Origin of the sequence: Sorangium sp. So ce302 (genome assembly GCF_051530145.1) — a bacterium.
Taxonomy (GTDB): domain Bacteria; phylum Myxococcota_A; class Polyangia; order Polyangiales; family Polyangiaceae; genus Sorangium; species Sorangium cellulosum_B.
Window position 1 is genome coordinate 11,199,016 of sequence record NZ_CP150326.1, and the last position, 24,904, is coordinate 11,223,919.

General features: G+C 70.7%; 20 protein-coding genes. 11 read left to right on the top strand and 9 right to left on the bottom strand.

The features are described 5' to 3' along the window. Window positions 1-9 precede the first annotated feature (9 nt). The 8 genes from WME73_RS42380 to WME73_RS42415 all read left to right on the top strand — a co-directional run bounded on the left by WME73_RS42380 (window position 10) and on the right by WME73_RS42415 (window position 7,567). Window positions 10-666: a hypothetical protein gene (locus WME73_RS42380; protein ID WP_437741949.1), complete on the top strand. Its 657-nt coding sequence runs from the start codon at window positions 10-12 to the stop codon at window positions 664-666. Continuing rightward, window positions 666-1,508: an SCO family protein gene (locus WME73_RS42385; protein WP_437741950.1), complete on the top strand. Its 843-nt coding sequence runs from the start codon at window positions 666-668 to the stop codon at window positions 1,506-1,508. The genes WME73_RS42380 and WME73_RS42385 overlap by 1 nt, the downstream gene beginning before the upstream one ends. Before the next feature lie 30 nt (window positions 1,509-1,538). Beyond that, a complete protein-coding gene (coxB, locus tag WME73_RS42390) occupies window positions 1,539-2,483 on the top strand; it encodes a cytochrome c oxidase subunit II (RefSeq protein ID WP_437741951.1) in 945 nt (314 codons plus the stop codon). Window positions 2,484-2,502: 19 nt separating this feature from the next. Next, a complete protein-coding gene (ctaD, locus tag WME73_RS42395; protein ID WP_437741952.1) occupies window positions 2,503-4,140 on the top strand; it encodes a cytochrome c oxidase subunit I in 1,638 nt (545 codons plus the stop codon). Beyond that, complete coding sequence (locus tag WME73_RS42400) at window positions 4,137-4,823, top strand: cytochrome c oxidase subunit 3 family protein (RefSeq protein WP_437741953.1); 687 nt, start codon at window positions 4,137-4,139, stop codon at window positions 4,821-4,823. The genes ctaD and WME73_RS42400 overlap by 4 nt, the downstream gene beginning before the upstream one ends. Before the next feature lie 15 nt (window positions 4,824-4,838). Beyond that, complete coding sequence (locus WME73_RS42405; RefSeq protein WP_437741954.1) at window positions 4,839-5,336, top strand: cytochrome C oxidase subunit IV family protein; 498 nt, start codon at window positions 4,839-4,841, stop codon at window positions 5,334-5,336. A 193-nt stretch (window positions 5,337-5,529) separates the two neighbouring features. After that, on the top strand, window positions 5,530-7,002 hold the full coding sequence (locus tag WME73_RS42410; protein ID WP_437741955.1) for a sensor histidine kinase: 1,473 nt from the start codon (window positions 5,530-5,532) through the stop codon (window positions 7,000-7,002). 7 nt (window positions 7,003-7,009) lie between these two features. Further along, window positions 7,010-7,567: a response regulator transcription factor gene (locus WME73_RS42415; protein ID WP_437741956.1), complete on the top strand. Its 558-nt coding sequence runs from the start codon at window positions 7,010-7,012 to the stop codon at window positions 7,565-7,567. 77 nt (window positions 7,568-7,644) lie between these two features. Here WME73_RS42415 and WME73_RS42420 read toward each other — a convergent pair whose 3' ends face one another. Continuing rightward, window positions 7,645-8,841 (bottom strand): trans-sulfuration enzyme family protein, encoded by a 1,197-nt coding sequence (locus tag WME73_RS42420; protein WP_437853618.1) that lies wholly within the window; start codon window positions 8,839-8,841, stop codon window positions 7,645-7,647. Between the two features lie 85 nt (window positions 8,842-8,926). On the opposite strand from WME73_RS42420, the gene WME73_RS42425 reads away from it, so the two are divergent. Next, window positions 8,927-10,591 carry a nitrite/sulfite reductase gene (locus WME73_RS42425; RefSeq protein ID WP_437913310.1) on the top strand — a complete coding sequence of 555 codons (1,665 nt, stop codon included), beginning with the start codon at window positions 8,927-8,929 and terminating at the stop codon, window positions 10,589-10,591. Between the two features lie 27 nt (window positions 10,592-10,618). Here the strand turns inward: WME73_RS42425 and WME73_RS42430 are convergent, their stop codons facing one another. The 5 genes from WME73_RS42430 to WME73_RS42450 all read right to left on the bottom strand — a co-directional run bounded on the left by WME73_RS42430 (window position 10,619) and on the right by WME73_RS42450 (window position 17,812). After that, on the bottom strand, window positions 10,619-12,736 hold the full coding sequence (locus tag WME73_RS42430) for an ATP-dependent helicase (RefSeq protein ID WP_437741959.1): 2,118 nt from the start codon (window positions 12,734-12,736) through the stop codon (window positions 10,619-10,621). An 88-nt stretch (window positions 12,737-12,824) separates the two neighbouring features. Further along, window positions 12,825-13,817, bottom strand: a complete 993-nt coding sequence (locus tag WME73_RS42435) for a hypothetical protein (protein WP_437913311.1) — start codon at window positions 13,815-13,817, stop codon at window positions 12,825-12,827. Between the two features lie 52 nt (window positions 13,818-13,869). Next, window positions 13,870-15,246, bottom strand: coding sequence for a serine/threonine-protein kinase (locus tag WME73_RS42440; RefSeq protein ID WP_437913312.1), 1,377 nt, complete (start codon window positions 15,244-15,246; stop codon window positions 13,870-13,872). Continuing rightward, window positions 15,243-16,235, bottom strand: a complete 993-nt coding sequence (locus WME73_RS42445) for a serine/threonine-protein kinase (RefSeq protein WP_437741962.1) — start codon at window positions 16,233-16,235, stop codon at window positions 15,243-15,245. Before WME73_RS42445 ends, WME73_RS42440 begins: the two co-directional genes overlap by 4 nt. A gap of 191 nt (window positions 16,236-16,426) precedes the next feature. Continuing rightward, window positions 16,427-17,812: an extensin family protein gene (locus WME73_RS42450; protein WP_437913313.1), complete on the bottom strand. Its 1,386-nt coding sequence runs from the start codon at window positions 17,810-17,812 to the stop codon at window positions 16,427-16,429. Between the two features lie 240 nt (window positions 17,813-18,052). Between WME73_RS42450 and mrtC the strand changes: the two genes are divergently transcribed. Beyond that, on the top strand, window positions 18,053-18,877 hold the full coding sequence (gene mrtC / locus WME73_RS42455) for a myxosortase MrtC (RefSeq protein ID WP_437741964.1): 825 nt from the start codon (window positions 18,053-18,055) through the stop codon (window positions 18,875-18,877). A 57-nt stretch (window positions 18,878-18,934) separates the two neighbouring features. Here mrtC and WME73_RS42460 read toward each other — a convergent pair whose 3' ends face one another. After that, window positions 18,935-20,125, bottom strand: a complete 1,191-nt coding sequence (locus tag WME73_RS42460; protein WP_437741965.1) for an AI-2E family transporter — start codon at window positions 20,123-20,125, stop codon at window positions 18,935-18,937. Between the two features lie 143 nt (window positions 20,126-20,268). Between WME73_RS42460 and WME73_RS42465 the strand changes: the two genes are divergently transcribed. Continuing rightward, window positions 20,269-21,048 (top strand): TM2 domain-containing protein, encoded by a 780-nt coding sequence (locus tag WME73_RS42465; protein ID WP_437913314.1) that lies wholly within the window; start codon window positions 20,269-20,271, stop codon window positions 21,046-21,048. 84 nt (window positions 21,049-21,132) lie between these two features. Here the strand turns inward: WME73_RS42465 and WME73_RS42470 are convergent, their stop codons facing one another. Then, window positions 21,133-23,286, bottom strand: coding sequence for a beta-galactosidase (locus WME73_RS42470; protein WP_437741967.1), 2,154 nt, complete (start codon window positions 23,284-23,286; stop codon window positions 21,133-21,135). A gap of 97 nt (window positions 23,287-23,383) precedes the next feature. Next, window positions 23,384-24,904, bottom strand: a complete 1,521-nt coding sequence (locus WME73_RS42475) for an NADH-quinone oxidoreductase subunit N (protein ID WP_437741968.1) — start codon at window positions 24,902-24,904, stop codon at window positions 23,384-23,386.

The following is a 24,904-nucleotide window of genomic DNA, read 5'->3' on the forward strand; positions in this document are numbered from 1 at the left end:
GAGCCGGCCATGAGCGAAGCGACCGACAACACAGCGACCGATCACGCCGAGGCCCAGGCCGAGGTGGATCGACCGAACAACTCGCTCATCTTCGTGATCGTGATCGCCACGCTGTTCTCCATCGTGGTGGTCGTGCTCTTCGTCAACGAGATCTTCAAGTCGACGATGGAGCGCGAGATCTCGACCAAGGTGCTGGAGCCGCCGAGCAGCGGGGTCCGCGCCCTGCGGGCCCTGGAGAAGGAGCGGCTCAGCCGCTACCAGTGGGCTGACGAGAAGAAGGGCGTCGTCCGCATCCCGATCGATCAGGCCGTCGCGCTCACCCTGAAGGACTACCAGGAGAAGCGCGTGAGGGCCGCGGCCGCTCCCGCCGCGACGACCGAGGGCGCGCAGCCGACGGACGGCGCGGCGAAGCCCGCCGAGGGCGCCGCCGGCGAGCCCTCGAAGGGTGAAGATGCAGCGAAGCCGGGCGACAAGGACGCGGCGAAGCCCTCGGACGCCGCCAAGCCCGCCGAGACGGCCAAGCCCGCCGACGCCGTGAAGCCCGCCGAGACGGCCAAGCCCGCCGACGCCGTGAAGCCCGAAAAGCCCGCGGACGCCAAGCCCGCCGCGCCTGCAGGCGCGGCGCCCAAGCCCGCAGCCCCGGCGACCCCCGCTCCGGAGCAGTGATGTCCCGCCCGCTGTCTGCCCTGCTCGCCGTTCTCGCGCTCGTGGTGGCCACGGTCACCCCGGCGCGGAGCGCGCGAGCTGCGGACACGACCATTCCGACGGAGCTCGCCGGCATCGACATCGAGGAGCGGCCGGGAGCCCTGCTCCCGCAGAAGCTCCGGCTCCGCGACCAGTCGGGGCAAGAGGTCGAGCTCGCCAAATATGCGGCGGGCGACAAGCCCCTCGTCCTGGTGCTCGGTTATTTCGAGTGCCCGATGCTGTGCTCGCTGGTCCTGAACGGCGTGCTCCAGGCCATGAAGGAGAGCGCCTGGACCGCGGGCGAGGAGTACCGCGCCCTCGTCGTCAGCTTCGACCCCCGCGATACGCCCGAAGCCGCGCGCAAGAAGCGGGCGAACTACATCGAGGCGTACGGCAAGCCGGTCACCGGCGACGGCTTCGACTTCCTCGTCGGAGACGAGGCGTCGGTGCGCGCGCTCGCCGACGCGGTGGGCTTCCACTACCGGTGGGACGAGACGACCAAGCAGTACGCACACGCGGCGGGCGCGTTCGTCTTCACGCCCGACGGACGCCTGTCGCGCACGCTGTACGGCATCTCCTTCCCACAGAAGAACTTCGGCCTCGCGCTGCGCGAAGCGGGCAGCGGGCAGGTCGGGAGCGCCTGGGATCGGGTGCTCTTGTTCTGTTTCCATTACGATCCCAACGCCCGAGGGTACGTCCTGGCGACGAGGCGGCTGATGATGGCGTCAGGCGTCGTCACCGTCGTGCTCATCGGGCTCTGGCTCATTCGCTTCTGGCGGACTGAACGCTCCCGCACGAGGGCGCGTGTAAACGAGGCTTCCTAGATACAAGGTGGCGGAGCCACAACTATGGTGATGAAAAACCCGATCGAACTCGGCTCCTTCTGGCTGCCCCGCCAGGGCTCGACGCTCGCTGAGCACATCGACGCCGGCTGGGACGCGGCCTACTGGGTCTCCGTCCTCTTCTTCATCCTGGTGGCAGGGGCGACGGTGCTCTTCGCCATCAAGTACAAGCGGCGGAGCGAGCGCGACAAGACGAGCCCCATCGACCACAGCACGACGGTCGAGGTCGTGTGGACGCTGATCCCGCTCGCCATCGTGATCGCGCTCTTCTTCGTGGGCATGCGCGGCTACGTGCACGCCTCCGTCGCGCCGGCCGAGTCCTACGAGATCAACGTCACGGGCGAGATGTACCTGTGGACGTTCACCTACCCCGACGGGACGACGACCGTGAACGAGCTCGCCGTGCCGCGGGGGCGCCCGGTGCGGCTCATCATGAGCTCGAAGGACATCCTCCACAGCTTCTATATCCCGGAGTTCCGCGTGAAGCAGGACGTGGTCCCGGGGTCGTACACGTCGCTGTGGTTCGAGGCGACGGAGACGCGAGAGACGGTGCTCCTGTGCACCGAGTACTGCGGCTCCGGTCACTCGGACATGCTCGCCACGGTCAAGGTGCTGGAGCAGTCGGACTTCGAGAAGTGGCTCGAGGGCAACAACAACAGCGACCTGCCGCCCGAGGAGCTCGGCAAGCTGCTCTTCGCCAAGCGGAGCTGCGCGACCTGCCACTCGCTCGACGGGACGCGCATCCAGGGCCCGTCGCTCAAGGGGCTCTTCGGCCGCGAGGAGGAGCTCGCGGACGGATCCAAGCTCATCGCGGACGAGAACTACTTCCGCGAGAGCGTGTTCAACCCCGGCGGCCAGGTCGTGCGCGGCTACCCGCCGGTGATGCCGTCGTTCAAGGGGCTCCTCAAGGACAAAGAAGTGGACGCGCTCATCGCTTATCTGAAGTCGGTGAAGTGAGCGCCGGGGAGAAGCAGTCATGTCGCAGACCGTAACAACCCTCGACGTCAATACGGCACCCGACGCCGGCCACGGAACGGACTACATCCGGGCCCAGAGCGGGATCATGTCGTGGCTCACCACGGTCGATCACAAGCGGATCGGCCTCATGTACCTCATCAGCACGTTCATCGCGTTCGCGATGGGCGGGGTGTTCGCGCTCGTCCTCCGGCTCGAGCTGCTGACGCCGAAGGAGACGCTGATGAGCGCGAACACCTATAACCAGATGTTCACGCTCCACGGCGCGGTGATGACGTTCCTGTTCATCATCCCGAGCATCCCCGGCGCGCTCGGCAACTTCCTCCTGCCGATCATGATCGGCGCGAAGGACGTCGCCTTCCCCAAGCTGAACCTCCTCAGCCTGTATCTCTACTGGATCGGCGCGCTCTTCACGCTGTCGTCGCTCGTCACGGGCGGCATCGACACCGGCTGGACGTTCTACGTGCCGTACTCGAGCACGGTGACCACGACGTCGGTCCTGAGCGTCACGTTCGGCGTGTTCATCCTGGGCTTCTCCAGCGTGCTCACGGGGCTGAACTTCATCGTCACGATGCACAAGCTCCGGGCCCCCGGGATGGGCTGGTACAAGATGCCGCTCATGCTCTGGGCGATCTACGCGACCAGCATCGTCCAGATCCTCGCCACGCCGGTCCTCGGCATCACGCTCCTCCTGCTCATCGCGGAGCGCGCGTTCCACATCGGCATCTTCGACCCGGCGCTCGGCGGCGACCCGGTGCTCTACCAGCACTTCTTCTGGTTCTACAGCCACCCGGCCGTCTACATCATGATCCTGCCGGGCATGGGCATCATCAGCGAGCTCATCTCGGTCCACGCGCGGCGCAGGGTCTTCGGCTACAAGGCGATCGCGTTCTCCAGCGTCGCCATCGCCCTGGTCGGCTTCCTCGTGTGGGGCCACCACATGTTCACCTCCGGCCAGAGCGAGTTCGCGGCGATCATGTTCTCGTTCCTGACCTTCCTCGTCGCCATCCCCAGCGGCGTGAAGGTCTTCAACTGGATCGCGACGCTGTGGCGCGGCTCCATCAGCTACAGCGCGCCGATGCTGTACGCGCTGTCGTTCCTCATCCTCTTCTCGATCGGCGGGCTCACCGGCGTCTTCCTCGGGATGCTCAGCGTCGATCTGCACCTGCACGACACGTACTTCGTGGTCGCGCACTTCCACTACGTGATGGTCGGCGGCACCGTCATCGCCTACATCGGCGGGCTCCACCACTGGTGGCCCAAGATCACGGGCAAGATGTACTCGGAGCGGCTCGCGTCGATCTCCTGCGTTCTGGTCTTCATCGGCTTCAACGTCACGTTCTTCTCGCAGTTCGTCCTCGGTAGCCGCGGGATGCCGCGCCGCTATTACAACTACCTGGACCAGTTCCAGCCGCTGCACGCCTTCTCGACCGTGGGCTCGTGGATCCTGGGCCTCGGCTTCCTCGTGATGATCATCTGCTTCATCAAATCGCTGCGCTCCGGCGCTCCGGCGCCGGCGAACCCCTGGGGTGGGCTCAGCCTCGAGTGGACCACCGCCTCCCCGCCCATCACCGAGAACTTCGTCCGCACCCCGGTCGTGACCAAGGGCGCCTACGACTTCGACACGGAGAACGCATGAGCGCGCACGCCGAGACCGCCGACCGGCCGAACAAGGCAGGCACCGCCCTGTCTGCCGACTTCCACGTCGCCCATCATTTCGATTCCGCCGACACGCAGTTCGACGCCGGCAGGATGGGCATCTGGCTCTTCCTGGTCACGGAGATCCTGCTCTTCGGCGGGCTGTTCTGCGCGTTCGCCATCTTCCGGGGCTGGTTCTTCGACTCGTTCGTGGAAGCCCACCATCACCTCGACAAGGTGATGGGCGGCATCAACACGATCGTGCTCATCTGTTCCAGCCTGACGATGGCGCTCGCCGTCCGGTCTGCGCAGAGGAGCGATCAGAAGACCACCACCCGGCTGCTCGTGGTGACCCTGCTCTGCGCGGCCGTGTTCCTTGTGATCAAGTACTTCGAGTACCAGCACAAGTTCCACGACGGCCTCCTGCCCGGGAAGTACTTCACCGCCCAGGGCTTCACCACGGCCCACGCGGGGACGTTCTTCGCCATCTACTTCATGATGACGGGCATCCACGGGCTGCACGTCGTCATCGGGATGGGGCTCATCACCTGGATCCTCATCCGCAACCTGCGCGGTGAGTTCTCGAGCCGTTACTACTCGCCGGTCGAAGGGGTGGGGCTGTACTGGCACCTCGTCGACCTCATCTGGATCTATCTCTTCCCCCTGCTCTACTTGGTGGGCTGAGGCCTAGAGGACAGCATGTCGACACACGCAGAAGCAGCTGGCGCGCACGGGCACGGGCACGGCCATGGCCACGGCGCAGACCACGTGCCTCACGTCCTGCCGCTCAAGGTCTACATCGCCACGTGGCTCGCGCTGCTCGTGCTCACGGTCGTCACCGTGGGCGCGAGCTACGTCGACCTCGGCGCGGCCAACCTGGCGATCGCGGTCCTCATCGCGACGATGAAGGCGGGCGTCGTGGCGCTCATCTTCATGCACCTCAAGTGGGACCATAAGTTCCACACCCTGATCTTCGCGTCGTCGCTCATCTTCCTGGCGATCTTCATCGGCTTCACCATGTTCGACACGGCCAACCGCGGCCGGGCCGAGGGGATCGAGGGCGAGCGGCCGGCGGACATCAAGGCGCCGTTCGACGGCAAGCGCGCCGCCGACGACTGGAGGATGAAGCGGGCGCACAAGGCGCCGCCGCCGCCCGCGCACGGCGCGCACGGCAACGGAGCCGAAGAGGCCAAGTGACCAGCCCGGGGCCGAGCGCCCCGCCGGCGCGAGGCAGAACGTAACCCAGCCAACAATTCCAAGTCACGGTATTCGCTGGGGTTTTTCCTGACACCCCCCGGATGTGGGCCGGGGCGCACCTCGCGCGTGCTCGCGGCTTTCGTGCGCGGTACAAGGGAGCGGATGCAAGGCAACGTCGGAAGGTTGCTCCGGGATGGACGCCGGACGCCTCGACCGCGCCCTGGAAAGCCCCCCTGTCCGCGCGCGGATGCACTCCTCCTTCCAGCCATGGTCGCTTGACGCAGGGCACGACCCCGCCAAGAGCGGCGCGCCCCCTGCGGCGCGCCGGCGGCTCGCGGTCCTGCTCTCCGGGCCGAAGCCCCCGTCCTGGGACACCGCCGACAGGTGGCTGATCCAGCTGCGGTGGGGGGCGATCGCGGGGATGATCGCGACCACGGTCGCGGGCAGGAAGCTCGTCCCCGACCTCGGGCTCGCTCCGCTGATCGTCGGCATCGCCGCGATCGCGGCGGCCAACGTCGCCTGGACCTTCCGGGTCCGGCGCGCGCGCCGGCCGGACGGGGGCGAGCCTTCGGCGCGCGAGCCCGCGCAGGATCACGCGCGCGCCCAGCTCGTGGGCGACGTGATCGCGAACGCCTGGATGCTCTGGTTCTCGGGCGGGCTGGCGAACCCCTTCGCCGTCTTCCTCGCCTTCCACATCGCGCTCTCCGGCCTCCTCTGCCCGCGGCGCACGACCGTGCTCGTGGGCCTGTTGACGCTGGCCGCCATCGCCGTGCTCACGTACGCGACGCCGCTGCCGCTCGACGCGGCGCCCCTCGGCGGCGAGCGCATCCGGCGGCTCGGCGACCTCGTGTCGCTCACGTCGCTGACGCTGTTCCTCGGCTTCTTCGTCGTCGTCTACGCGCACAGGCTGGAGGAGCTCCGGCAGCAGAGCCAGCGGAACGAGCGGCTGGCGATGCTCGGGCGCATGGTCGGCGGGATGTCGCACGAGCTCAGCACGCCGCTCGCGACGATCCTCCTCGCGAGCAAGGACCTCGTCGATGTGGCCCGCGAGACGGGCTCCGAGGACGCCGCGCGCATGGCCGAGACCGTGGCCGGCGAGGCGCGGCGCGCGAGCGACATCATCGGGCTGATGCGCGGCCAGATCCGGCTCGATCAGCGGATGGAGCCGCTGGAGCTCACCCGCTTCGTCCGCGACCTGGCGAAGGTCGAGCTCGCGCGGCTCGGCTACCGCGGCGAGCTCGCGTTCGACACGCCGCGGCCAGTGCAGGCGGACGTGCTGCGGCCGGCGCTCTGCCAGGTGCTCGTCAACCTGCTCGCCAACGCCGCCGAGGCGACGGCCGACTCGACCGAGCAGCGGATCGAGGTGAGCGTCGTCGAGCGCGGCGACCTCTGCGAGATCGGGGTCTCCGACAACGGGCCGGGGCTCAACCCCGACATCGCCGGGCGGCTCGGTGAGCCGTTCCAGACGACGAAGATGTCGCAGGGAGGAATGGGGCTCGGGCTCTACATCAGCTCGATGATGGCCTCCCGCATGAACGCGGTGCTGCGCATGGAGAGCGTCGAGACCGGCGGCGCGAAGGCGACCTTGCGCCTCCGCCTCGACGGGGGCACGGGCCCCATGGACGCGGATCTGCCCGGCGCGCTGAAGCGCTCCGGGGCCGCCTGAGGTGAAGATGACGCGACGGATCGAGACGGCGCTCCTCGTGGACGACGACGACGCGTTCCGCACCACCCTGCAGGGCGCGCTGCGCCGCCGCGGGGTCGTGGCGAGGACGGCGGCGACGATCGACGAGGGGCTCGTGGCGCTCGAGTACGAGCCGGTGGACCTCGTGGTCATCGACTACCGCATGCCGCGCGGCGACGGGCTCAGCGCGCTCGCCCAGTACCGCAAGCTGCAGCCCGACGCGGCGATCGTGATGCTGACCGGGTTCGGGGACATCCCGCTCGCGGTGGCGGCGATGCGCGAGGGCGCCGACACGCTGCTCAGCAAGCCCGTCGACGCGGACAAGCTGCTGCGCGAGGCCGCGAGCCTCCGGGAGCGCCAGCGGCCCCCGCCCTCGGCCTCGGCGGCGCCGACGCCGCCGCCGGGGAGCCTGAAGCTCGACGATCTCGAGCGCGAGGCGATCCGCGCCGCGCTGAGGGAGTCGGGCGGCGTGGTGGCCACCGCGGCGAAGCTGCTCGGGATCGACCGGCGGACGCTGCAGCGGAAGCTGAAGAAGCTCGGGGGCTAGCTCCGCCCGCCAGGGAGGGTCGGACTTCTGCGCCGCTTCGCGGCGGATTCGCGTGGGCGGCGCGCTCGCTCGCGGGGCTAGGCCTCGCCGAGCGCGTCGAGCGCGCCGAGGACGTCCCTCACGACGTCCTCGGTCTCCTCGATGCCGACCGACAGGCGGATCAGCGCGGGGGAGATGCCGATCGCCGCGAGCTGCTCGTCGCTGAGCTCGTGGAAGCTCATGATGCAGGGCTGCTCGATGAGCGTCTCCACGCCGCCGAAGCTCGGGGCGATCGCGGCGATGCGCGCTCCGTCCACGACGCGCGACGCCGCCTCTCGCCCGCCGCGCACGGTGAAGCTCACGACGCCGCCGAAGCCGCGCATCTGCTCCGCCGCGACCTTGTGATCCGGGTGCGACGGGAGCCCCGGGTAGAACACCCGCTCCACCGCGGGGTGCGCCTCGAGGGCGCGCGCCACGGCGAGCCCGGTCGCGTTCTGCCGCTCGATGCGGAGCGCGAGCGTCTTCATCCCGCGCCCGATCAGCGCCGCGGCGTGGGGATCCATGATGCCCCCAAGGACGCTCCGCATGTCGCGGATCAGCGAGATCAGCGCGCTCGATCCGGAGACCGCGCCGCCCAGGACGTCGTTGTGGCCGGACAGGTACTTGCTGGCGCTGTGGACCACGAGGTCGATGCCGCGGCCGATCGGGTCGGAGTTGCAGGGGGTCGCGAACGTCGCGTCGACGACCGTCTTCACCCGCGCCTTCTTGCAGATCTCGGCGAAGCGGGACAGGTCGATACAGTGGAGGTAGGGGTTCGTCGGCGACTCGCTGAGCGCGAAGCGGGTGCGCGGCCGGATGGCCGCCTCGAGCTGATCGAACGCGCCCGGGTCGATCAGCGTGTGCTCGACGCCGAGCCGCGACAGCACGTTGATCACGAACTGCCGCGTGCGGCGGTACACGTCGCGGAACAGGATGACGTGATCGCCCGCCTTGAGGAGCGCGAACGCCGTGGTCGTCACCGCCGCCATCCCGCTCGCGAAGAGCAGCGCATCCTCCGCGCGGTCGAGCGCCGCGATGCGCTGCTCGACCTCGCGCACCGTGGGATTGCCGTAGCGACCGTACTCCTGCCGCTCGGGATCCGCGTCGCCTCCGGCGAAATAGCGCTCGAGGTCCGCCGTGTTCGCAAAGGTGTACGTCGCCGTCTGCGCGATCGCAGGCGCGAGGGTGTGGGAGGGGCGCTGGCGGAGTACGCCCGCGTGCACGGCTTCGGTCGAGTTCGGCAGAGCGGTCTTCATGGTGCTGGGGGCTGGATACCTCGTGGAACCGGCAGTGATAATTGTCGCACTTGACGCGTCGGAAATATAGGGAATACCATCGGATATGTCGCAACGAGTCGAGCGCCTTGCGGCGGCCATCGACGTACACGCCGAGAACGTCGCCCAATTCAAACGTGGTGAGCTGACCCCCGACCAGTTCCGCCCTCTGCGGCTGGCCATGGGTGTCTACGCGCAGCTCGCGCACGTGAAGCACATGCAGCGGATCAAGATTCCTGGAGGGCAGCTCACGGCTGCGCAGCTGGAAGCCCTCGCGGAGGTCACGGAACGGTGGGGTCGCGGGCTAGCGCACGTCACGACCCGCCAGGACATCCAGCTCCACTACCTGGAGATCGAGGAGACGATCGACCTGCAGCGCGTGCTCGTGAGCGCGGGGGTGACGACGGTCGGCGCGTGCGCGGACACGCTGCGCAACATCACCGCGTCCCACCTCGCTGGCGTGGTCGAGGACGAGGTGTTCGACGTGACGCCTTATGCGCTCGCCGTCACCGAGCATTTCCTCTTCCACGAGCACAACCGGCGGCTACCGAGGAAGTTCAAGGTGGCCTTCTCGGGGAGCGCGCGCGATCACGCGCAGATCATGATCAACGACGTCGGTCTGCTCGCGAAGATCGGCGACCGCGGGCGCGGCTTCGCGGTCTACGTGGCCGGCTCGCTCGGCTCGACGCCCGAGATCGCGCACCTCTGGAAGGAGTTCATCCCGGAGTCCGATCTGCTGCCGGTGTGCGAGGCCGTGGTGAGCGTGTTCCACCGGGACGGGGAGCGGAAGAACCGGAAGAAGGCGCGCCTCAAGTTCCTGCTGCGCAAGATCGGCGAGGCGGAGTTCCTGCGCAGGCTCGACGAGGAGTTCGCTCGCATCAAGGCGGAGCGCGGCGAGGCGCTCGCGGCCGAGCTGACGGAGCAGGTGGCCGGGTACCGGGAGAACGCTCCGCCCCCGCTCACGCCGCTGCGGGAGACGCTCGGCGACGGCGCGTTCGCGCGCTGGAAGCGGACCAACACCATCGCGCAGAAGCAGACCGGCTACCGGGTGGCGACGGTCAAGCTGCCGCTCGGCGACATCACGAGCGAGCAGCTGAGGCGCCTGGCCGACCTCTCGCGGCGCTACGGCAACGGCGAGGTGCGGGCGACGAACACCCAGAACTTCGTGCTGCGCTGGGTGCCGGAGGGGCAGCTGCTCAACCTGCACCGCGAGCTCTCGCAGATCGGCCTCGCCGAGGCGGACTCGGGGCACATCACCGACGTGGTGACCTGCCCGGGCGGCGATTACTGCACGCTCGCCATCACGAAGAGCATGGAGGTCGGCGCGCGCATCCGGGATCACCTGGTGCCGAACGGCAGCCGCCAGGAGACCGACGACTTCGTCAGCGCGGTCGGCGAGTTCGACATCAAGATCTCGGGGTGCCCGAACTCGTGCGGTCAGCACCACGTCGCGGACATCGGGATGACGGGCCTGATGGTGAAGGGCAAGGACGGCGTCGAGCGCCCGCACTACTCGCTCCGCGTGGGCGGCGGCTGCGGCCCGAGCGCGCGCATCGGCGAGCGCCTCGACGGCCGCATCCCCGAGGAGGAGACGCCCAAGGTCATCGCCGCGATCGCGCGCTTCTACATGGCCGGCCGCGCCGAGGGCGAGAGCTTCCGCGACTTCGTCACGCGCAAGGGCGTGCAGGAGATCACCCGCGCCGGCTTCGCCGCCGCCGAGGGCGCCGTCTGACCGAACCCCCGCCGTCCCGCGCCCCGCTCAGGTGCGGCGGCGCGGGATGAGGGGGGGATCTCCAGCGAACGGGTTCATCGACAGCGCGGCCAGCACGCCGGCCGCGCCTGCCTTCACCTTCTCCATCCCCGGAGCGACCGGCGCGAGTTCCTCGCGCTCCTCGAGGAGCTCGGGGGGGATCTCGAGCATGAACCGGCTCGGCGTCCTCGGCACCATCTTGCCGCGCGAGCCGCGGTGCTTCGCCCGCGTGAGGTAGAGCCGATCGCGGGCCCGCGTGACCGCGACGTAGAAGAGCCGCCGCTCCTCCTCGATGCTGTGGCCGCCCGTGTCGCCGCCCTCCGCGCCGCTCGGCGCGGCGTCCGTGGCGCGCTCGTCGAGGCTGCGCTGGTGGGGCATCAGCCCCTCCTCCAGGCCGATCACGAACACGTACGGGAACTCGAGCCCCTTCGCGCCGTGCATCGTGGTGAGCGTCACCCGATCGGTGGCCTCCTCTTCCTCGGAGTCCTGCCGCAGGGCGAGCAGCCGCAGGAACTCGGCGAAGCTCGCGCGGTCCCCCTTCCCCTTCTCGTCGCGGCGCGCGAAGACGTTGAGCAGGCCCTCGATGTTGCCCCAGCGGCGCGCCGCGGCGTTGGCCGTGGACGAGCCGGCCATGATGTCTTCCTTGAAGCCGGCGTCGGCGAGGAGCGCGCGGGCGACCTCCGCGGAGGGCTCGCCGCGCTCGAACCGCGCGCGCGTGGCCTCGATGATCCGGAGCAGCTGGCGGCAGCCCTCGATCGCGGCGGCGGTCAGCTCGTGGACGGCGTGCGGCCGCGACACCGCCGTCCAGAGCGACGCGTCGTGCGCCGTCGCGTAGGCGCCGAGCTTGGCCACCGCGACGTCGCCGATGCCCCGCGCCGGGTAGTTCAGGATGCGCCGCAGGCACATCTCGTCGCCCGGGTTGAGCGCGACGCGGAGGTAGGCGATGAGGTCCTTGACCTCCTTGCGCTCGAAGAACTGCTGGCCGCCGATCATCCGGATCGGGATCTGCCGCTCCTTGAGGGCCGACTCGATCGCGGCCGCCTGGAGGTTCGAGCGGTACAGCACGGCGATGTCCTTCGGCCGCGCGGCCTCCCGCTCCAGGAGGCGCTGCGCCTCCGTGGCCACGAAGCTCGCCTCGACGTCCGGGTCCACGCAGATGATGGACCGCACCTTGTCGCCCTCCACCCGGGTGGCGATGAGCGACTTCTTGTGCCGCCGGGCGCCGGACTTGGCGAGCACCGCGTTCGCGACGTCGAGGATCGGCTTGCGGGAGCGGTAGTTGTGCTCGAGCTTGACGACCTTCGCGCCGGAGAAGTGCTCCTCGAAATCGAGGATGTTGCGCACGTCGGCGCCGCGCCAGGCGTAGATCGACTGGTCGTCGTCGCCGACGACCACCACGTTGCGGTGCTCGCCGCAGAGCAGGCGCAGGAGCTCCAGCTGGGCGCGGTTCGTGTCCTGGTACTCGTCGACGATCACGAAGCGGTAGCGCATCCGCCAGCGCTCGAGGACGTCGGCGCGCGCCTGCCAGAGGCGGACCACCTCGCAGATGAGATCGTCGAAGTCGAACGCCTGGAACGAGCGCAGCGCCGCCATGTAGCGCGGGTACACGAGCATCGAGATCTCGTCGTACTCGTCGATTCCCTTGCCCTGCCGCTGCGCCTCGGCCCAGGTCTCGGCGTCGAGGAACGCGTTCTTGGCGTTCGAGATGCGGGAGAGGATCGCGCTGACGTCGTAGCTCTTGCCGGCGCGGAGCTCGCGGAGGATCTCGCGGATGACCCCCAGGGCGTCGGACTGGTCGAAGATGGCGAAGGAGCCGCCGCGCAGGCCGAGGGCGCGGGTCTCCGCGCCGAGGACGTCGAGCCCGAAGCGGTGGAAGGTGCAGACCTTGAGCTCGCGCGCGACCTTGGAGCCGACGAGCTTGCCGACGCGCTCGTGCATCTCGGCGGCGGCCTTGTTGGTGAAGGTCATCGCCAACATGGAGCGCGCCGGGATGCCGCGATCGAGAAGGCGGGCGATCCGCGTGGTCACCACACGCGTCTTGCCGGAACCTGCGCCGGCGAGCACCAGCATTGGCCCGAGCTCGTGCTCGACGGCCGCACGTTGAGACGGGTTCAATAAGTCCGACACCGTGCCGTGGCCTAGCCCGGAGCGAGCCGGAGCGGGAGCTTGATTTTACCGGAGCGCGGCGCGGACGCGGGATGGGCGCTGAAAAGGCTCAGATACCGGGCGGCGTGGCGAACTGCCCAGGGAACGGGTTCGCCTCGCGGCGGCGCTGGACCTCGTCGAACGTCCAGGGCGTCGTCCCGCGCTCGTTGAAGAGGGCCACGCCGATCACGCCGACGTTCCTCGTGTCGCCGTGCTTCTGGTTCGCATAGGAGCCGCGGACCGAGCCGAAGCGGAACGCGGCGACCGTGTCGACGGACTGGCGGAAGCCGTCGATCTCGAGCTCGCCGTGGGGATCGATCAGGTAACCGCGCTTGCTGAACGTCGCGGCCTGGCCGTCCATGACGTCGAGGCCGTCGACGGAGACGACGCACTCGATCCGGGTCGGCGTGAGGTTGCGCAGCACGATGCTGTAGCGCTGGCCGGCCTCGCCGACGACGTGGCTCTTCTCGCCGGCGACGAAGCCGCTCAGGAAGCCGCCGCCCTCGCCGCGGAGCCCGACCGCGACGGCGCCGCCCGCCAAGGTGAACGCCTGCGGCGACGTGCGGCGGAAGCCGGACGCGCTCGCCATGGCGCGGGCGCCCTCGGCGTCGTTGTAGAACAGGCTCGCGACCACGAAGGGGCGGTTGACGTCGGCCCGGACGAACGGCGCGGTCGAGATGCGCGACACGCGCGTCTCGCCCCACTCGGTGCCGAGGCCCGGGCGATCGATGGGCTCCGGCGCGACCTGGCTGCTCGGCGCCTTGCGCGCCGCTCCCTCGGCGCGCGAGGCGCCGCCCGTGGCGGAGGGCCGCTCGATCTCGGCCGAAGGCGCCGCGGGCGAGGCGTCGAGCGACGGCGGCGCGGCGGGCGCGCCCGGCTCGTCGAACGCGGCGCCGTCCTGGAACCCCTGTGCGCTGGAGGGCTCGGGAGCGCCCGTGATCGCGCGTCCCCCCTTTGCCGTGGAATCCGCCGGCCGGGCCGCTGTGCTGCCGCCGCAGCCGGCGGTGCCCGCGAGGAGCGATATCGCCAAACAAGCCAGCCCGATTCGTCGCATCCGGTTCATGGTCCCTCCACTCCGCATTTGCGGTGTCGACCAGAGAACGGGCGCGACGAGGCTACCTTACAGCCGAGCGCGCCTGCGCCCCGGCGTGCGCGGACGGAGGCGCGGGCGCGGGGGGTTCACTCGCCGCGATCCAGCGCTGCGCCAGCGCGAGCCCGAGCGCGGCCGACGCGACGGCGAGCGCGCAGACGGCGAGCGCGGAGGCGCGCGACGCCGCACGGGCGACGGGCCGCGCCGGAGGTGCGCGCCGCGTCGAGCGCGCCCTCGGGCGGCGCGAGAGGCGCGCGGCGCCGGCCGACGCGGCGAGCAGCGGTCGGCGCTGCGCCTCCGCGGATGCCTCGCCGCGCGCAGGCGTGCAGGCCGCGACGGCGTCGGCCGCGGTCGGGGTGAGCGCGGTCGCGCTGACCACCGGCCCGGCGCTCGAGGGCGATCCGTCGTGCAACCGGATGTGCACTCGGCGCACAGCGGCTTCCATGTCGGCGGCCGTCTGGAAGCGATGCTCGGGCGCCTTCGCGATCGCGCGCAGGATCAGCCGCTCGAGCGCCGCCGGGATCGGCTGCGGCGCGAAGCGCGAGGGAGGAGGAGGCTCCTGCTCGCAGTGAGCGAAGCGGAGCGCGTCGCCCCGGCCGCGCAGCTCGTCGAAGGGGCCTCGCCCGGCGACGAGCTCGTAGAGGACGAGCCCCATCGCATAGATATCCGCGCGCGGATCGATCGGCTGGGCGGCGCACTGCTCGGGCGCCATCGTCCTGGGTGTGCCGATGACGGCGTCCGGGGCGGTCAGCGAGGCGCTGCCGTGGAGGAGCTTCGCGACGCCGAAGTCGAGGACCTTGAGCGTGCCGTCGTCGCAGAGGAACAGGTTCTCGAGCTTGAGATCGCGGTGGACGATGCCCGCCGCGTGCGCGAGCGACAGCGCGGACAGGGCCTGCAGGACCAGGTCGAGCGCGGTCGGGACCGCGACCACGCCGAGGCGCGCGAGCTCGGTCCGGAGATCGCGCCCCTCGAGGAGCTCCATGGCGAAGTAGGGGCGGCCACCGTCGGTCACGCCGAGATCGAACACGTCGGGGAGACCCGGGTGGCGCAGGCGAGCGATCGAGCGCGCCTCGGCGCGCAGGCGCGCCGAGAGATCGCTGCGGCCGGCGTGGCTGCGGTGCAGCACCTTCACCGCGAACCGTCGACCGAGCGCCCGGTGCTCGACCTCGTACACCTCGCCCATGCCGCCCTGGCCGAGCAGGCGCACCACGACATACGGTGTGCCGGGGAGCGGCTCCCCCTCACCCGGCGCGCGGAGCGGCCACGCGCCTTCGGACGGCTCGCCCTCGCCCTCGCCCGGCGCGCGGAGCGACCGCGCGAAAGGCGCCCTCGGCGCGAGCGACACCCCGCGCGTGTAGAGCAGCGTGCGCGCCCCGGCGCACTCGGCGGACGCGCCGCTCATCGCGCCTCTCCGGCCGCGAGGTGCGCCCGCGCGCTGCGCTCGCCGTCCGGCGGCGCGGCGCGCCCCGCTCCGCCGTGAGCCGGCGTCTCCCTGCCCCCGCCTTCGCCCAGCGCCTCCGCGAGCGCGGCGGCCATCGCGTCCGCCGTCTGCCAGCGGAGCCCCGGATCCTTCTCGAGCGCGCGCGCGACGGCATGATCGAGCGCCGGAGGCACCCAGAGGAGCGAACGAAGCCGCGGCGCCGGTGTGTTGAGGTGCGCCCGCATCACCGCCATCGAGTCGACCACCGGAAACGGACCGCGCCCGGTGATCGCCTCGAAGAGCAGGAGGCCCACCGCGTACACGTCGGTGCGAGCGTCGACCTCCTCGCCGCGGATCTGCTCGGGCGACAGGTAGCGCGGCGTGCCGAGGACGTTCGAGCCCGTCGACGGCTCCAGCCCCTCGCGGCTCACCTTCGCGATGCCGAAGTCGATGAGCACGGCGTGCTCGGCCTCGGGCACACCGGGCGCGCTCTCCAGATCGGCAACGCCTTGCTCGGCGCAGCTCGCTTGCGCGAGGAAGACGTTCGCCGGCTTGATGTCGCGGTGGACGATGCCAGCGCGGTGCGTCGCCGCGAGCCCGCCGAGCACCTGGATGGCGATGTGCACGGCGGCGGGCGTCGCGAGCGGCCCGCGCGCGTCGAGCCGCTCGCGCATCGTCTCGCCGAAGAGGCGCGGCATGACGAGGAAGGGCCGGCCGTCGCTCGTCACGCCGACCTCCTCGACCTTCACGATGTGGGGATGGCTCAGCGCCGAGAGAGCGCGCCCCTCCTGGACCAGGCGCGCTCCGATCTCGCTCGACCCCTCGTGCATGGCGCGGAGCAGCTTGAGCGCCCGCAGCTGGCCGCGGCGCCCGGTCACCTCGAAGACCTCCGAGCACGAGCCTGCCCCGATCCGACGGAGCACACGGTAGGAAGTCCCCGGCAGCGGCTGTCCGTCTTTCTTTTGCACCATGTCCGTCGACCTCCCTCGCGGGGGCGCGCGGCGGAGCGCCGGCGCCTTCGTTCGGGAAGGGAATCGTCGCTCTCGTGGCAGAAGTTGCGCGAACAAACCGCTCAGATCATCAAAAAACGCGCAATCAACGGATGTGCAGTGGGACGCGCTGCGAGCCGTTCAGGGCTGCACAAGGGGCGCGCGGCCTTCGCTCAGTGATAGAGGAACCACCGGACGCCCGGCTTGATCTCCATATGGTAATGGTCGACGTGCGCCGCATTGAAATTGGGCGTCAGCACGTATGTAAAAATCCCGAGGTCCGCCGCTTCGCACACGATGGACCGGAGCTCGCGCGCCTCGGGGAGCTCGGGCTGGGGCGCCCCCTCACCGCAGGTCTTGTCCCCGATGCGGCCGTGGAAGTGGCGCGCGACGCTGATCCAGGTGCCGTCGCGCTTCTTGAGGGCACCGACGTCGATGGCCAGGCCGGCGGGGTGCCGCGTGCCCGGCGGAGCCCACGTGCCGCGGGGCTTCTGCGCTGCATCGCTGCGCAGCGCGACGTCGCCACGGTGCTTGACCGGAGACGTTGTCGCCCGGGTCGGCCCCGCGGCTTTGCGCCGAGCAGCGCGGCGCGCTCCGGCCTTGCCGGCGGCCTTCTTGGCCGGCCCGCTGCGCGCAGCGATCGTCCGCGTCCGCTGGCCAGGAGCCTTGGAAGCGGCGCCTGGATCGGCTTCCAAGGCGCCCTTCTCCTTCGGCGCGGCCTCCGCTGCGACCTTCTCCTTCGGCGCGGCCTCCGCTGCGACCTTCTCCTTCGGCGCAGCCCCCGCTGCGACCTTCTCCTTCGGCCCGGTCTCTGCCGCACCCTTCTGCTTCGGCGCGGCCTCCACTGCGGCCCTCGCCTTCGGCCCGGCCTCCGCTGCGCCCTTCTCCTTCGACGCGGCCTCCGCCGCCCCCTTCTCCTTCAGGCGTCGCGGCCGCTCCTCAGGTGCCTTGGACGTCCCATCGAGCGCGCCCTTCTTGCCGAGCTCCACCGGCGGCGCAGGCTCGACCGGCGAGGCCTGCCTCGTCGATTCCTCGCGGGCAGCGCCGTCCGCGGCCTCTGCCTGTTGCACCGCGCTGTCAGCGGCCTTGGCATGAGCGATCGGGTGCCCGTGCTCTCCGTCGCCGTCCACGCCCTCGCGGCCGCGCATCGGCACGTTGGGTCGATACATCGTGTAATGGACGACCTCGTCGATATCGTGCCTCGAGAGCACGGCCGCGAAATCGTCGAGGGCGAGCGCGAGGCGCGCGTCCAGGATCTCGAACATGCTCGTCACGCGCTGCTCGGGCGGGAGCACCGAATGAAAGTTCACGCCGTTCAGCCTACCCGTGAGCCGGATCGGAGCGCGCACCCCAGGCGCGTGGTCGACCTTGAGGTACAGGATCTTCCGGCGATCCAGCTCCGCCAGCGCCTCCTCGTTCGTCATGTTGGCGTAGCGGTACGCCGGAGACGCCTCGGCGACGCTCGCCTCCGGCGTCGTGAGGAACGGCGACGCGGCCGACGCGGGCGCCGGACCGAGCGTCGCGACGGACGCAAGCAGCGCGCAGGCCAACGGCTTCATCAGACAGCGAAGTCGGGAAAACGCCACAGCGGCCGCACTCTAACGTGGCCGGGCTGGAAGGCTAGAAAATGGGCGGTGGCTGGACCCGTGTGCAGCACCTGAATCGCGCCGCCCCGAGCGCTGACCATCGCGGAGGGACATCGTGGCGGCTAGGCTGAGCGCGCGCGGCCGCGACCCCTGGTCGCCGCGATCCCCGCGTAAGCCCCCGCACCGCGCGCTCCCCTCCGCGACGAACACGCCTTGCAGCCGCCCACACCCATCGAACCGAGCCGAGACGCACGCGCACCTGCGGGCGACGAGACACCTGGCGCGCCGGCAGACGCGAACGCCGCGCATGCGGGCGTCGACGAGCGCGAGCGCCCGCGGCCGCCCGAGCCGACCGCGGCGCGCGCGCTCCTCGCCGCTGGCATCACGACCGCCGCCGTGACGGCGGTGTCTTACGCCGCGCCGAAGAGCTACGCCGGCACGCTCGTCGGCCTCACGTTCTTCGCGGCGACGTCCTGGCTCGTGCTGAGGTACGACGAGTCGACGATCCGCGCCCACGGCCTGTCCCTCGGAGGGCTCCTGGAGCCCGTGCCGCTGTCGGCGAGGCGCCTCGCCCGCGCCGCGCTCCGCGCCGTCGCCTGGGCGACGCTGGTCGCCGCGATCGTCTTCCCGCTCTTCTGGCTGGGCTACCGGCTGTACTGGGGCGCGACCTCGCCGTTCGTGCTGCGCCCGCCGCCCTCGCTCGCCGACGAGATCGCCGCGCAGCTGCTCGTGGTCGCGCTGCCCGAGGAGGCGTTCTTCCGGGGCTACCTCCAGAGCGCCCTCGACCGCGTCTTCCCGCCGCGCTTCCGCGTCGCCGGCGCGACGCTCGGCCCGGCGTGGCTCCTCTCGTCGGCGATCTTCGCGATCGGCCACGTGCTCACGATCCAGCACCCGGCCCGGCTCGCCGTCTTCTTCCCCGCGCTCCTCTTCGGATGGCTGCGGGCGCGCACAGGCGGAATCGGGGCGCCGCTCGTGTTCCACGCGGCGTGCAACCTCCTCTCCCTCACCCTCGCCCGCGGCTACGGCCTGTCGCCGTGAGCGCCTCGCTCGAGGGCGCGGAGCGCGCCTTTCGCGGCGCTCCGGCGCGCCGCCGCGTCACACCGGCGGTCGCGACGTCGGAGGCGGTCGCGAGGCCGGCGGCGGTCGCGATGTCGGCGACGTCAGCGAGGGTGGCGGCTGCGACGTGTACGGGCCCAGCGGGAGGCCCGAACTGGAGATGCCCGCGCGCGTGTCGACCGCCCAGAGGACGATCGCGGCGACGACCGGGCCGATGAAGATCCCCGCCGCGCCGAACAGCTCGAGCCCGCCGAAGATGGCGAGGAGCGCGATGAGCGGGTGCATCCCGCCGTGCGAGCTCTGGACCCACGGCCGGATCACGTTGTCCGAGAGCCCGATGAGGACCGCCGCGGCGCACATGCCGATCCCCGCCCCGATGCGCCCGACGACGAACAGGTAGATGGCCGCGCCCAGCGTGACCGGCGTGGTGCCGATCATGGGGACGAGCGAGAGCAGCGTGGCCAGGAGGCCGAGCAGGAACGCGCCCGGCACGTTGCAGACAAACAGCGCGATCGTCGTCAGCGTCCCCTGGACGGCCGCCGTCGCGAGCAGGCCGAGGACGGCGCCGTGCACCGTGTCCTGGATCGACGCGAAGAGGACGTCCGTCTCCTCGTTCCTGAACGGCGACTGCGTGAGCAGCCAGCGCAGCAGCAGGCCCCCGTCGCGGAGCAGGTAGTAGAGCGCGACGACGAACAGGAACGCGTCGACGATCGTCTGCGGCACCGCGGCGACCATGCCGCCCGCGAAGCCGGCGATCGAGCTGCCCACCCGCTCGAACAGGTTGCTCACGTACGTGCGGACATCGTCCCCGGACAGACCAGCCCTGTTGAGGAGCGCCGTTATCCTCCCGTCGTTCAGGAGGCCTTGGACCCGCTCGATCGTGTTCGACCAATCGCGCGCGAAAAAGCGGCTTATCGAGGCGGAGGCCTCGATGATGATCACCGCGAGCGGGATGCACACGAGGATGATCACGCCCACCGTCGAGATCGCGGGCGCGAACTGGCGGAAGCGGCCGAGTCGAGGCGCGAGGCGGCGCTGGAGCGGGGAGACGAGGAGCGCGACCAGACCGCCGAGCAGGACGGGGACGAGCAGCCCCTTCACCATCCAGAAGAACAGAGCGATGAGCCCCGCCCGGAGGGCGAACGACAGCCATCGATCGGACTGAAAATCTTGCTGCATCGCCGGGTGCGCTCGCTCCTGCGCCGCGCTCAGCGGCCCATCGTGGGCCAAGGTAGGGTGGGCCTCCGGCAACCACCAGCGATTTCCGCGTTGCGCAAGCGCGGCGCCGCGGTTCCAGGATACAGTCAGGCTCGGCTGACGACCGCGGGGCGCACGGCCCGCCTCCACAGCCGCATCAGCTGGAGGGAACGAGGATGAGCACGAGCGGAGGCGGAGTTCCGCCCGGAGGCGAAGGCTGGGGCAACGCAGGCGGCGGCTGGGGGTCGAGCCCGCCCGGCGGCCAGGGCGTGGCGCCGGGCGGCGGCGGCTGGGCGTCGGGCCCGCTCGGCGGCCAGGGCGTGGCGCCGGGCGGCGGTGGCGGCGCGTCCTCGTCGGGCGGATACCCGCCGCCTGGCGGGTACCCACCACCGGGCGGAGGATACCCGCCGCCTGGCGCAGGATGGGGTGCGCCCCCCGGCGGCTACGGCGCGCCGCCTGGAGGCGGCTGGGGCCCGCCGCCGGCTCACGGCGGCGGACCGCCTCACGGCGCCCCGGCGCAGGCCTATTCCGACAAGGACCAGGCGACAGCCTTCATGCTCGCCGTGTTTCTCGGGACCTTCGGCGTCGATCGCTTCTACCTGGGCCAGACGGGGCTCGGGCTCCTCAAGCTGTTCACGTGTGGTGGCCTCGGCTTCTGGAGCCTGATCGACACGATCCTGATCGGCACCGGATCGATGCGAGACGCCCAGGGGCTCGTGCTCAGGCGCGACGCGCCCGTCGGCCACCCGACCAAGAGCCAGTCCACGCTGTTCTTGCTCTCCTATTTCCTCGGCTACTTTGGCGCAGATCGCTTTTATCTGGGACAGACAGGGCTCGGCATAGCGAAGCTCTTGACGTGCGGCGGGCTCGGCATCTGGTCGCTGATCGACATCCTCATGATCGGCATGGGCCGCTTCCGCGACGCAGAGGGCAACTCGCTGCGGTTCGAGCGCTGATCGAGGGGCACACCGGGTCAGGAGGGGAGCGAGCGGAGATACCGAGCCTCGCTGGCCGTCGCCGCGCAGCGCGCGGCGACGGGGCTACTCCAGCGCGAGCATCCGCACGGAGCGAGGCACGAGCCGCACCTCGAGCGCCCCGCGCCGCGCCTCGAAGTGCGCGTCGTCCAGCACATCGCGCGCGCGCTGGGCGCTCACGGTGACGCGCGCCACCACGTCCGCATCTCCGGGGTTCAGCAAGAAGAGCACCCGCGGCGTGCCCGACGCATCCTCGTGCAGCGTCGCAAAGACGCTGTCGGGATCACACGCGAAGGCCGGCAGGCCGAGCGCGTCGATGGCGCGAGACACCGCGGCGTCGGCCGCGGCGGGGTCGTCCTGGAGGAGCGCCGGCAGGTTCTGTCCGGGGGCGAGGAGCCGCTTCAGATCGTAGGGCCGCGGCAGCTGGCGGAAGGCGCCGTCGAAGGTGGGCTCGCGGGGGCCGAGCGTGATCAGCGTCCCCTGCCGGGACGTCGCCTCCAGCCACGCGAACAGCTCCGGGCTCAGGCCGCCCGAGGTGGCGCAGATGACCCAGCGCGCCCCGACGAGCGAGATGTCGCGATCCTCGCCGCCGACGTGGGCGTAGGGGACGCCGCGCGCGTCGAGCGCCTCCTCGAACGCACGCACGAACGTGTCGGACTCCACCGCGAGCGGGTAACCGAGCCCGAGGTCGTCCTCGAGGCAGCGATCGCGGGCGCCGAAGTTCATGATCGAGAAGAACGCCCCGGTGAGCGGGCCGAACGCATGCATCACGCGGGAGAGCCGGCGCTCCGTGCGCGGCGTGACGATGCGCACCGGCGCCGGGCGGCGGAGCTCGTGGAACCTCGTCGCCTCGAGGGCCGCGGAGAGCTTCCGCCAGAAGGCGGCGAAGGGGCGAGGGCGGCCGCGCGGATCGATCGGCGCGCCGATCCAGCGGTCGCGCTCGACCGCCATGTAGATGTTGTACCCGCGCAGCCCGTACGCGAGCGCGGCCATCATCACGAACACGCTGTCGCGCTCCTCGAGCGGCGGGAAGAACGGCGGGAAGCCGGCGCCCATCTCGCACGCGAAGGGCGGCAGCGAGAGCGCCTCGCAGCGCACGGCGAGCTCGCTCGTCCGGCGGGCGATGATCTGCCGGCTGCTCGGGCTCGCGATGCTGTAGTAGTCGAGGCCGACGAGGTCGACGACGCGCGAGATGCGCGCCGGGTTGAGCGGCGTCGCGTCCTGTCCCATCGGGAAATTGTGCATCGTGGGCAGGCCGTCGACGCCCGCCGCGGAGAGCGCCCTCGCGAAGCGCCCCATGGCGGTCTCGAGGAGGTGCTCGTGGAACTCGCTCCAGTCGAGGTGGCGCGCGAGATCGGCCGGCGTCTCGGCGTCGAACGCGACCGGCGGCGTGATCGTGGCGAACCGCAGATCGCCCTCCTCGGCCTGCGCGCGCTCGCGGGCGATCGCGCGCACGAGCGCCGCGCCGACGTCCTCGGTCGCGTCGCCCTCCGGGCTGGGCTCCACCCTCTTCGTCGCGTAAGCTCGCTGGAGCGCCTCGATCGTCCGGTACTTCTCGCGCAGGAAGTCGCGGTACAGGGAGATCGCGTCCGGGTGGTAATCCTGGTCGTACGCCCCGTCGCGGAAGTAGAGCGCGCCCTCGTTGTCGATCTGCAAGAGCACGATGGGCCCGTCCGGGTAGAGGTGCGGCTTCAGGACCGGGGCGAGCGCGTTGAAATAGCGGGCGACCTCGTCGTGGAATGCGTTGCTCGCGTAGCTCGGGACCGGGAACCCGTACGGCAACATCGGGAGCACGACCGGGTTGTTCCGCGCCGAGCGGGCCTGGCAGCTCGGGTCCCAGATGACGCGCTCAGGGATGCCGAAGCAGGTGAGCTCCGCGTTGATGTGCGGGCCCGGGCGGGCGATGACGTAAAAGCCGAGCTCGTGCGCAAGGCGGAGAAAGGCGCCGACGTCGCGGCGCGGATCGAGCCGGCCGAAATCGAACTGCCCCGGGCCGGTCTCGTGAACGGCCCACGGCACATAGATGTCGATCAGGTGAACGCCGAGCGAGCGCGTGGCCTCGAGGCAGGCGCGCCAGTGCTGCGGGTCGAGCCGCCAGTAGTGCACGCTGCCGGCGTACAGCGGGACCAGCTTGCCGCCGATGTCCAGGCCGCCCGGGACAAGGCGTACCCCCCGCGCGAAACGTTCCTCTGGAGAGATCGCGTCCTGGGTCGTGGCCACGCGCGCGCACACTAGCAAGGATCGCGGGGAGATCGATACCGCCGCGTTCGGCCCAGCGCGCGCCGGATGGGGCGACGTCGGCGCCGTGGCACAGCGCTCAGCGCAGGATCGCCACAGAGCGCGCCACGAAGTCGTAAACCGGCCCCCAGTAGACCCCGAGCAGCACGGTCGGAATCGCGAGCGCGCACGTCGTCGCGCCGAGCAGCGGCCGCACCGATGTGGGCTCGGTGCGATCGCTCTTGTCGAGATACATCGTGCGAAGCAGGCGCGCGTAATAGAAGAGCGAGATCACGCTGTTCAGCACGCCGACGATCGCGATAACCCAGCTCCACGCGCCCCCGACGGCGAGCAGCGCCGAGAAGAGGTAGAATTTGCCGATGAAGCCCGCCATCGGGGGCAGGCCGGTGAGCGAGACGAGGAACACGGCCATCGCCGCGGCGACGAGCGGGGCGCGGCGCCCGAGCCCCCGGAAGGCGGCGAACGTCTCGTCTCCGCCGCTCTCCTCGGCCACGGCCATCACCACCATGAACGCGCCGAGGTTCATGAAGCAGTAGGTGACGATGTAGAAGGCGATCGCGGCGACGCCGGCGACGCTGAACACCGAGAAGCCGAGCAGCATGTACCCCGCGTGCGCGATGCTCGAGTAGGCGAGCATGCGCTTCACGTTCTCCTGCTCGAGCGCCGACAGGTTGCCGACGGTCATGGTCGCCATCGCGAGGCACCCGAAGAGCACCGGCCACGGCGTCGCGACGCCGGGCGGCGCGCTCCCGGCGCCGAGCGCGTCCGAGAAGAAGCGGATCAGCACCGCGAAGCCGGCCGCCTTCGGCCCCACCGAGAGGAACGCGGTCACCGGGGTCGGCGCGCCCTCGTACACGTCGGGCGTCCACATGTGGAACGGGGCGGCGCTGATCTTGTAGCCGAAGCCCGCGAGCATGAAGGCCGTGCCGACGAACACGACCTCCGGCAGCTTGCCCTGCTGCGCCGTGAGCGCGGCGATCCGCGCCGCGCACTCGTCGAGCCGCATCGACGCGGTGATGCCGAAGATCCAGCTCATCCCGTAGAGCATGATCCCCGACGCGACGCCGCCGAAGATGACGTACTTCAGCGCCGCCTCGCTCGATTTCGCGTCGTTGATCTTGAAGCCCGCCAGCACGAAGCTGATGACGCTGACGAGCTCGAGCGACAGGTAAATGAGCAGCAGGTGGCGGCTCGCCGCCATCAGGTTCATGCCCAGCGAGAGCACGAGGATCAGCGTGAAGAACTCGCCCGAGTCGCGGCGGAGCTCGGGCTCGATCCCGGGGGCCCGCGGGGGCACCGAGAAGAGGACGATCGCCCCGGTCACGAGCGCGAAGATCACGCGGAAGAGATTCGAGAAGCGATCGAACGCGAGCAGCCCGTGGAAGAGCGCGCGAGGGGCGGCGTCCGTCGCCAGGAAGTACGCGCCCAGCCCGCCCGAGCAGGCGAGCGCCGCGAGGCTGAGGATCACGAGGCCGGCGAGCTTGAGGCGCGCCGGCGACGCGAGGTCCCACACGACGAGCAGCAGGGCCGCCGCGATGAGGACGAGCTCCGGCGCGAAGTAGGCGAGGCTCGCCACGTTGTCGAGGGTGCGGGGTTCCAC

What these genes read in the sequence shown, in the direction of transcription:
- WME73_RS42405 (WP_437741954.1), top strand. Translation starts at nt 4,839, where the DNA reads ATGTCGACACACGCAGAAGCAGCTGGCGCGCACGGGCACGGGCACGGC.
- WME73_RS42445 (WP_437741962.1), bottom strand. Translation starts at nt 16,235, where the DNA reads ATGGTGCAAAAGAAAGACGGACAGCCGCTGCCGGGGACTTCCTACCGT.
- WME73_RS42380 (WP_437741949.1), top strand. Translation starts at nt 10, where the DNA reads ATGAGCGAAGCGACCGACAACACAGCGACCGATCACGCCGAGGCCCAG.
- WME73_RS42415 (WP_437741956.1), top strand. Translation starts at nt 7,010, where the DNA reads ATGACGCGACGGATCGAGACGGCGCTCCTCGTGGACGACGACGACGCG.
- WME73_RS42465 (WP_437913314.1), top strand. Translation starts at nt 20,269, where the DNA reads ATGAGCACGAGCGGAGGCGGAGTTCCGCCCGGAGGCGAAGGCTGGGGC.
- ctaD (WP_437741952.1), top strand. Translation starts at nt 2,503, where the DNA reads ATGTCGCAGACCGTAACAACCCTCGACGTCAATACGGCACCCGACGCC.
- WME73_RS42410 (WP_437741955.1), top strand. Translation starts at nt 5,530, where the DNA reads ATGGACGCCGGACGCCTCGACCGCGCCCTGGAAAGCCCCCCTGTCCGC.
- WME73_RS42450 (WP_437913313.1), bottom strand. Translation starts at nt 17,812, where the DNA reads ATGAAGCCGTTGGCCTGCGCGCTGCTTGCGTCCGTCGCGACGCTCGGT.
- WME73_RS42440 (WP_437913312.1), bottom strand. Translation starts at nt 15,246, where the DNA reads ATGAGCGGCGCGTCCGCCGAGTGCGCCGGGGCGCGCACGCTGCTCTAC.
- WME73_RS42420 (WP_437853618.1), bottom strand. Translation starts at nt 8,841, where the DNA reads ATGAAGACCGCTCTGCCGAACTCGACCGAAGCCGTGCACGCGGGCGTA.
- WME73_RS42435 (WP_437913311.1), bottom strand. Translation starts at nt 13,817, where the DNA reads ATGAACCGGATGCGACGAATCGGGCTGGCTTGTTTGGCGATATCGCTC.
- coxB (WP_437741951.1), top strand. Translation starts at nt 1,539, where the DNA reads ATGAAAAACCCGATCGAACTCGGCTCCTTCTGGCTGCCCCGCCAGGGC.
- WME73_RS42385 (WP_437741950.1), top strand. Translation starts at nt 666, where the DNA reads ATGTCCCGCCCGCTGTCTGCCCTGCTCGCCGTTCTCGCGCTCGTGGTG.
- WME73_RS42425 (WP_437913310.1), top strand. Translation starts at nt 8,927, where the DNA reads ATGTCGCAACGAGTCGAGCGCCTTGCGGCGGCCATCGACGTACACGCC.
- WME73_RS42400 (WP_437741953.1), top strand. Translation starts at nt 4,137, where the DNA reads ATGAGCGCGCACGCCGAGACCGCCGACCGGCCGAACAAGGCAGGCACC.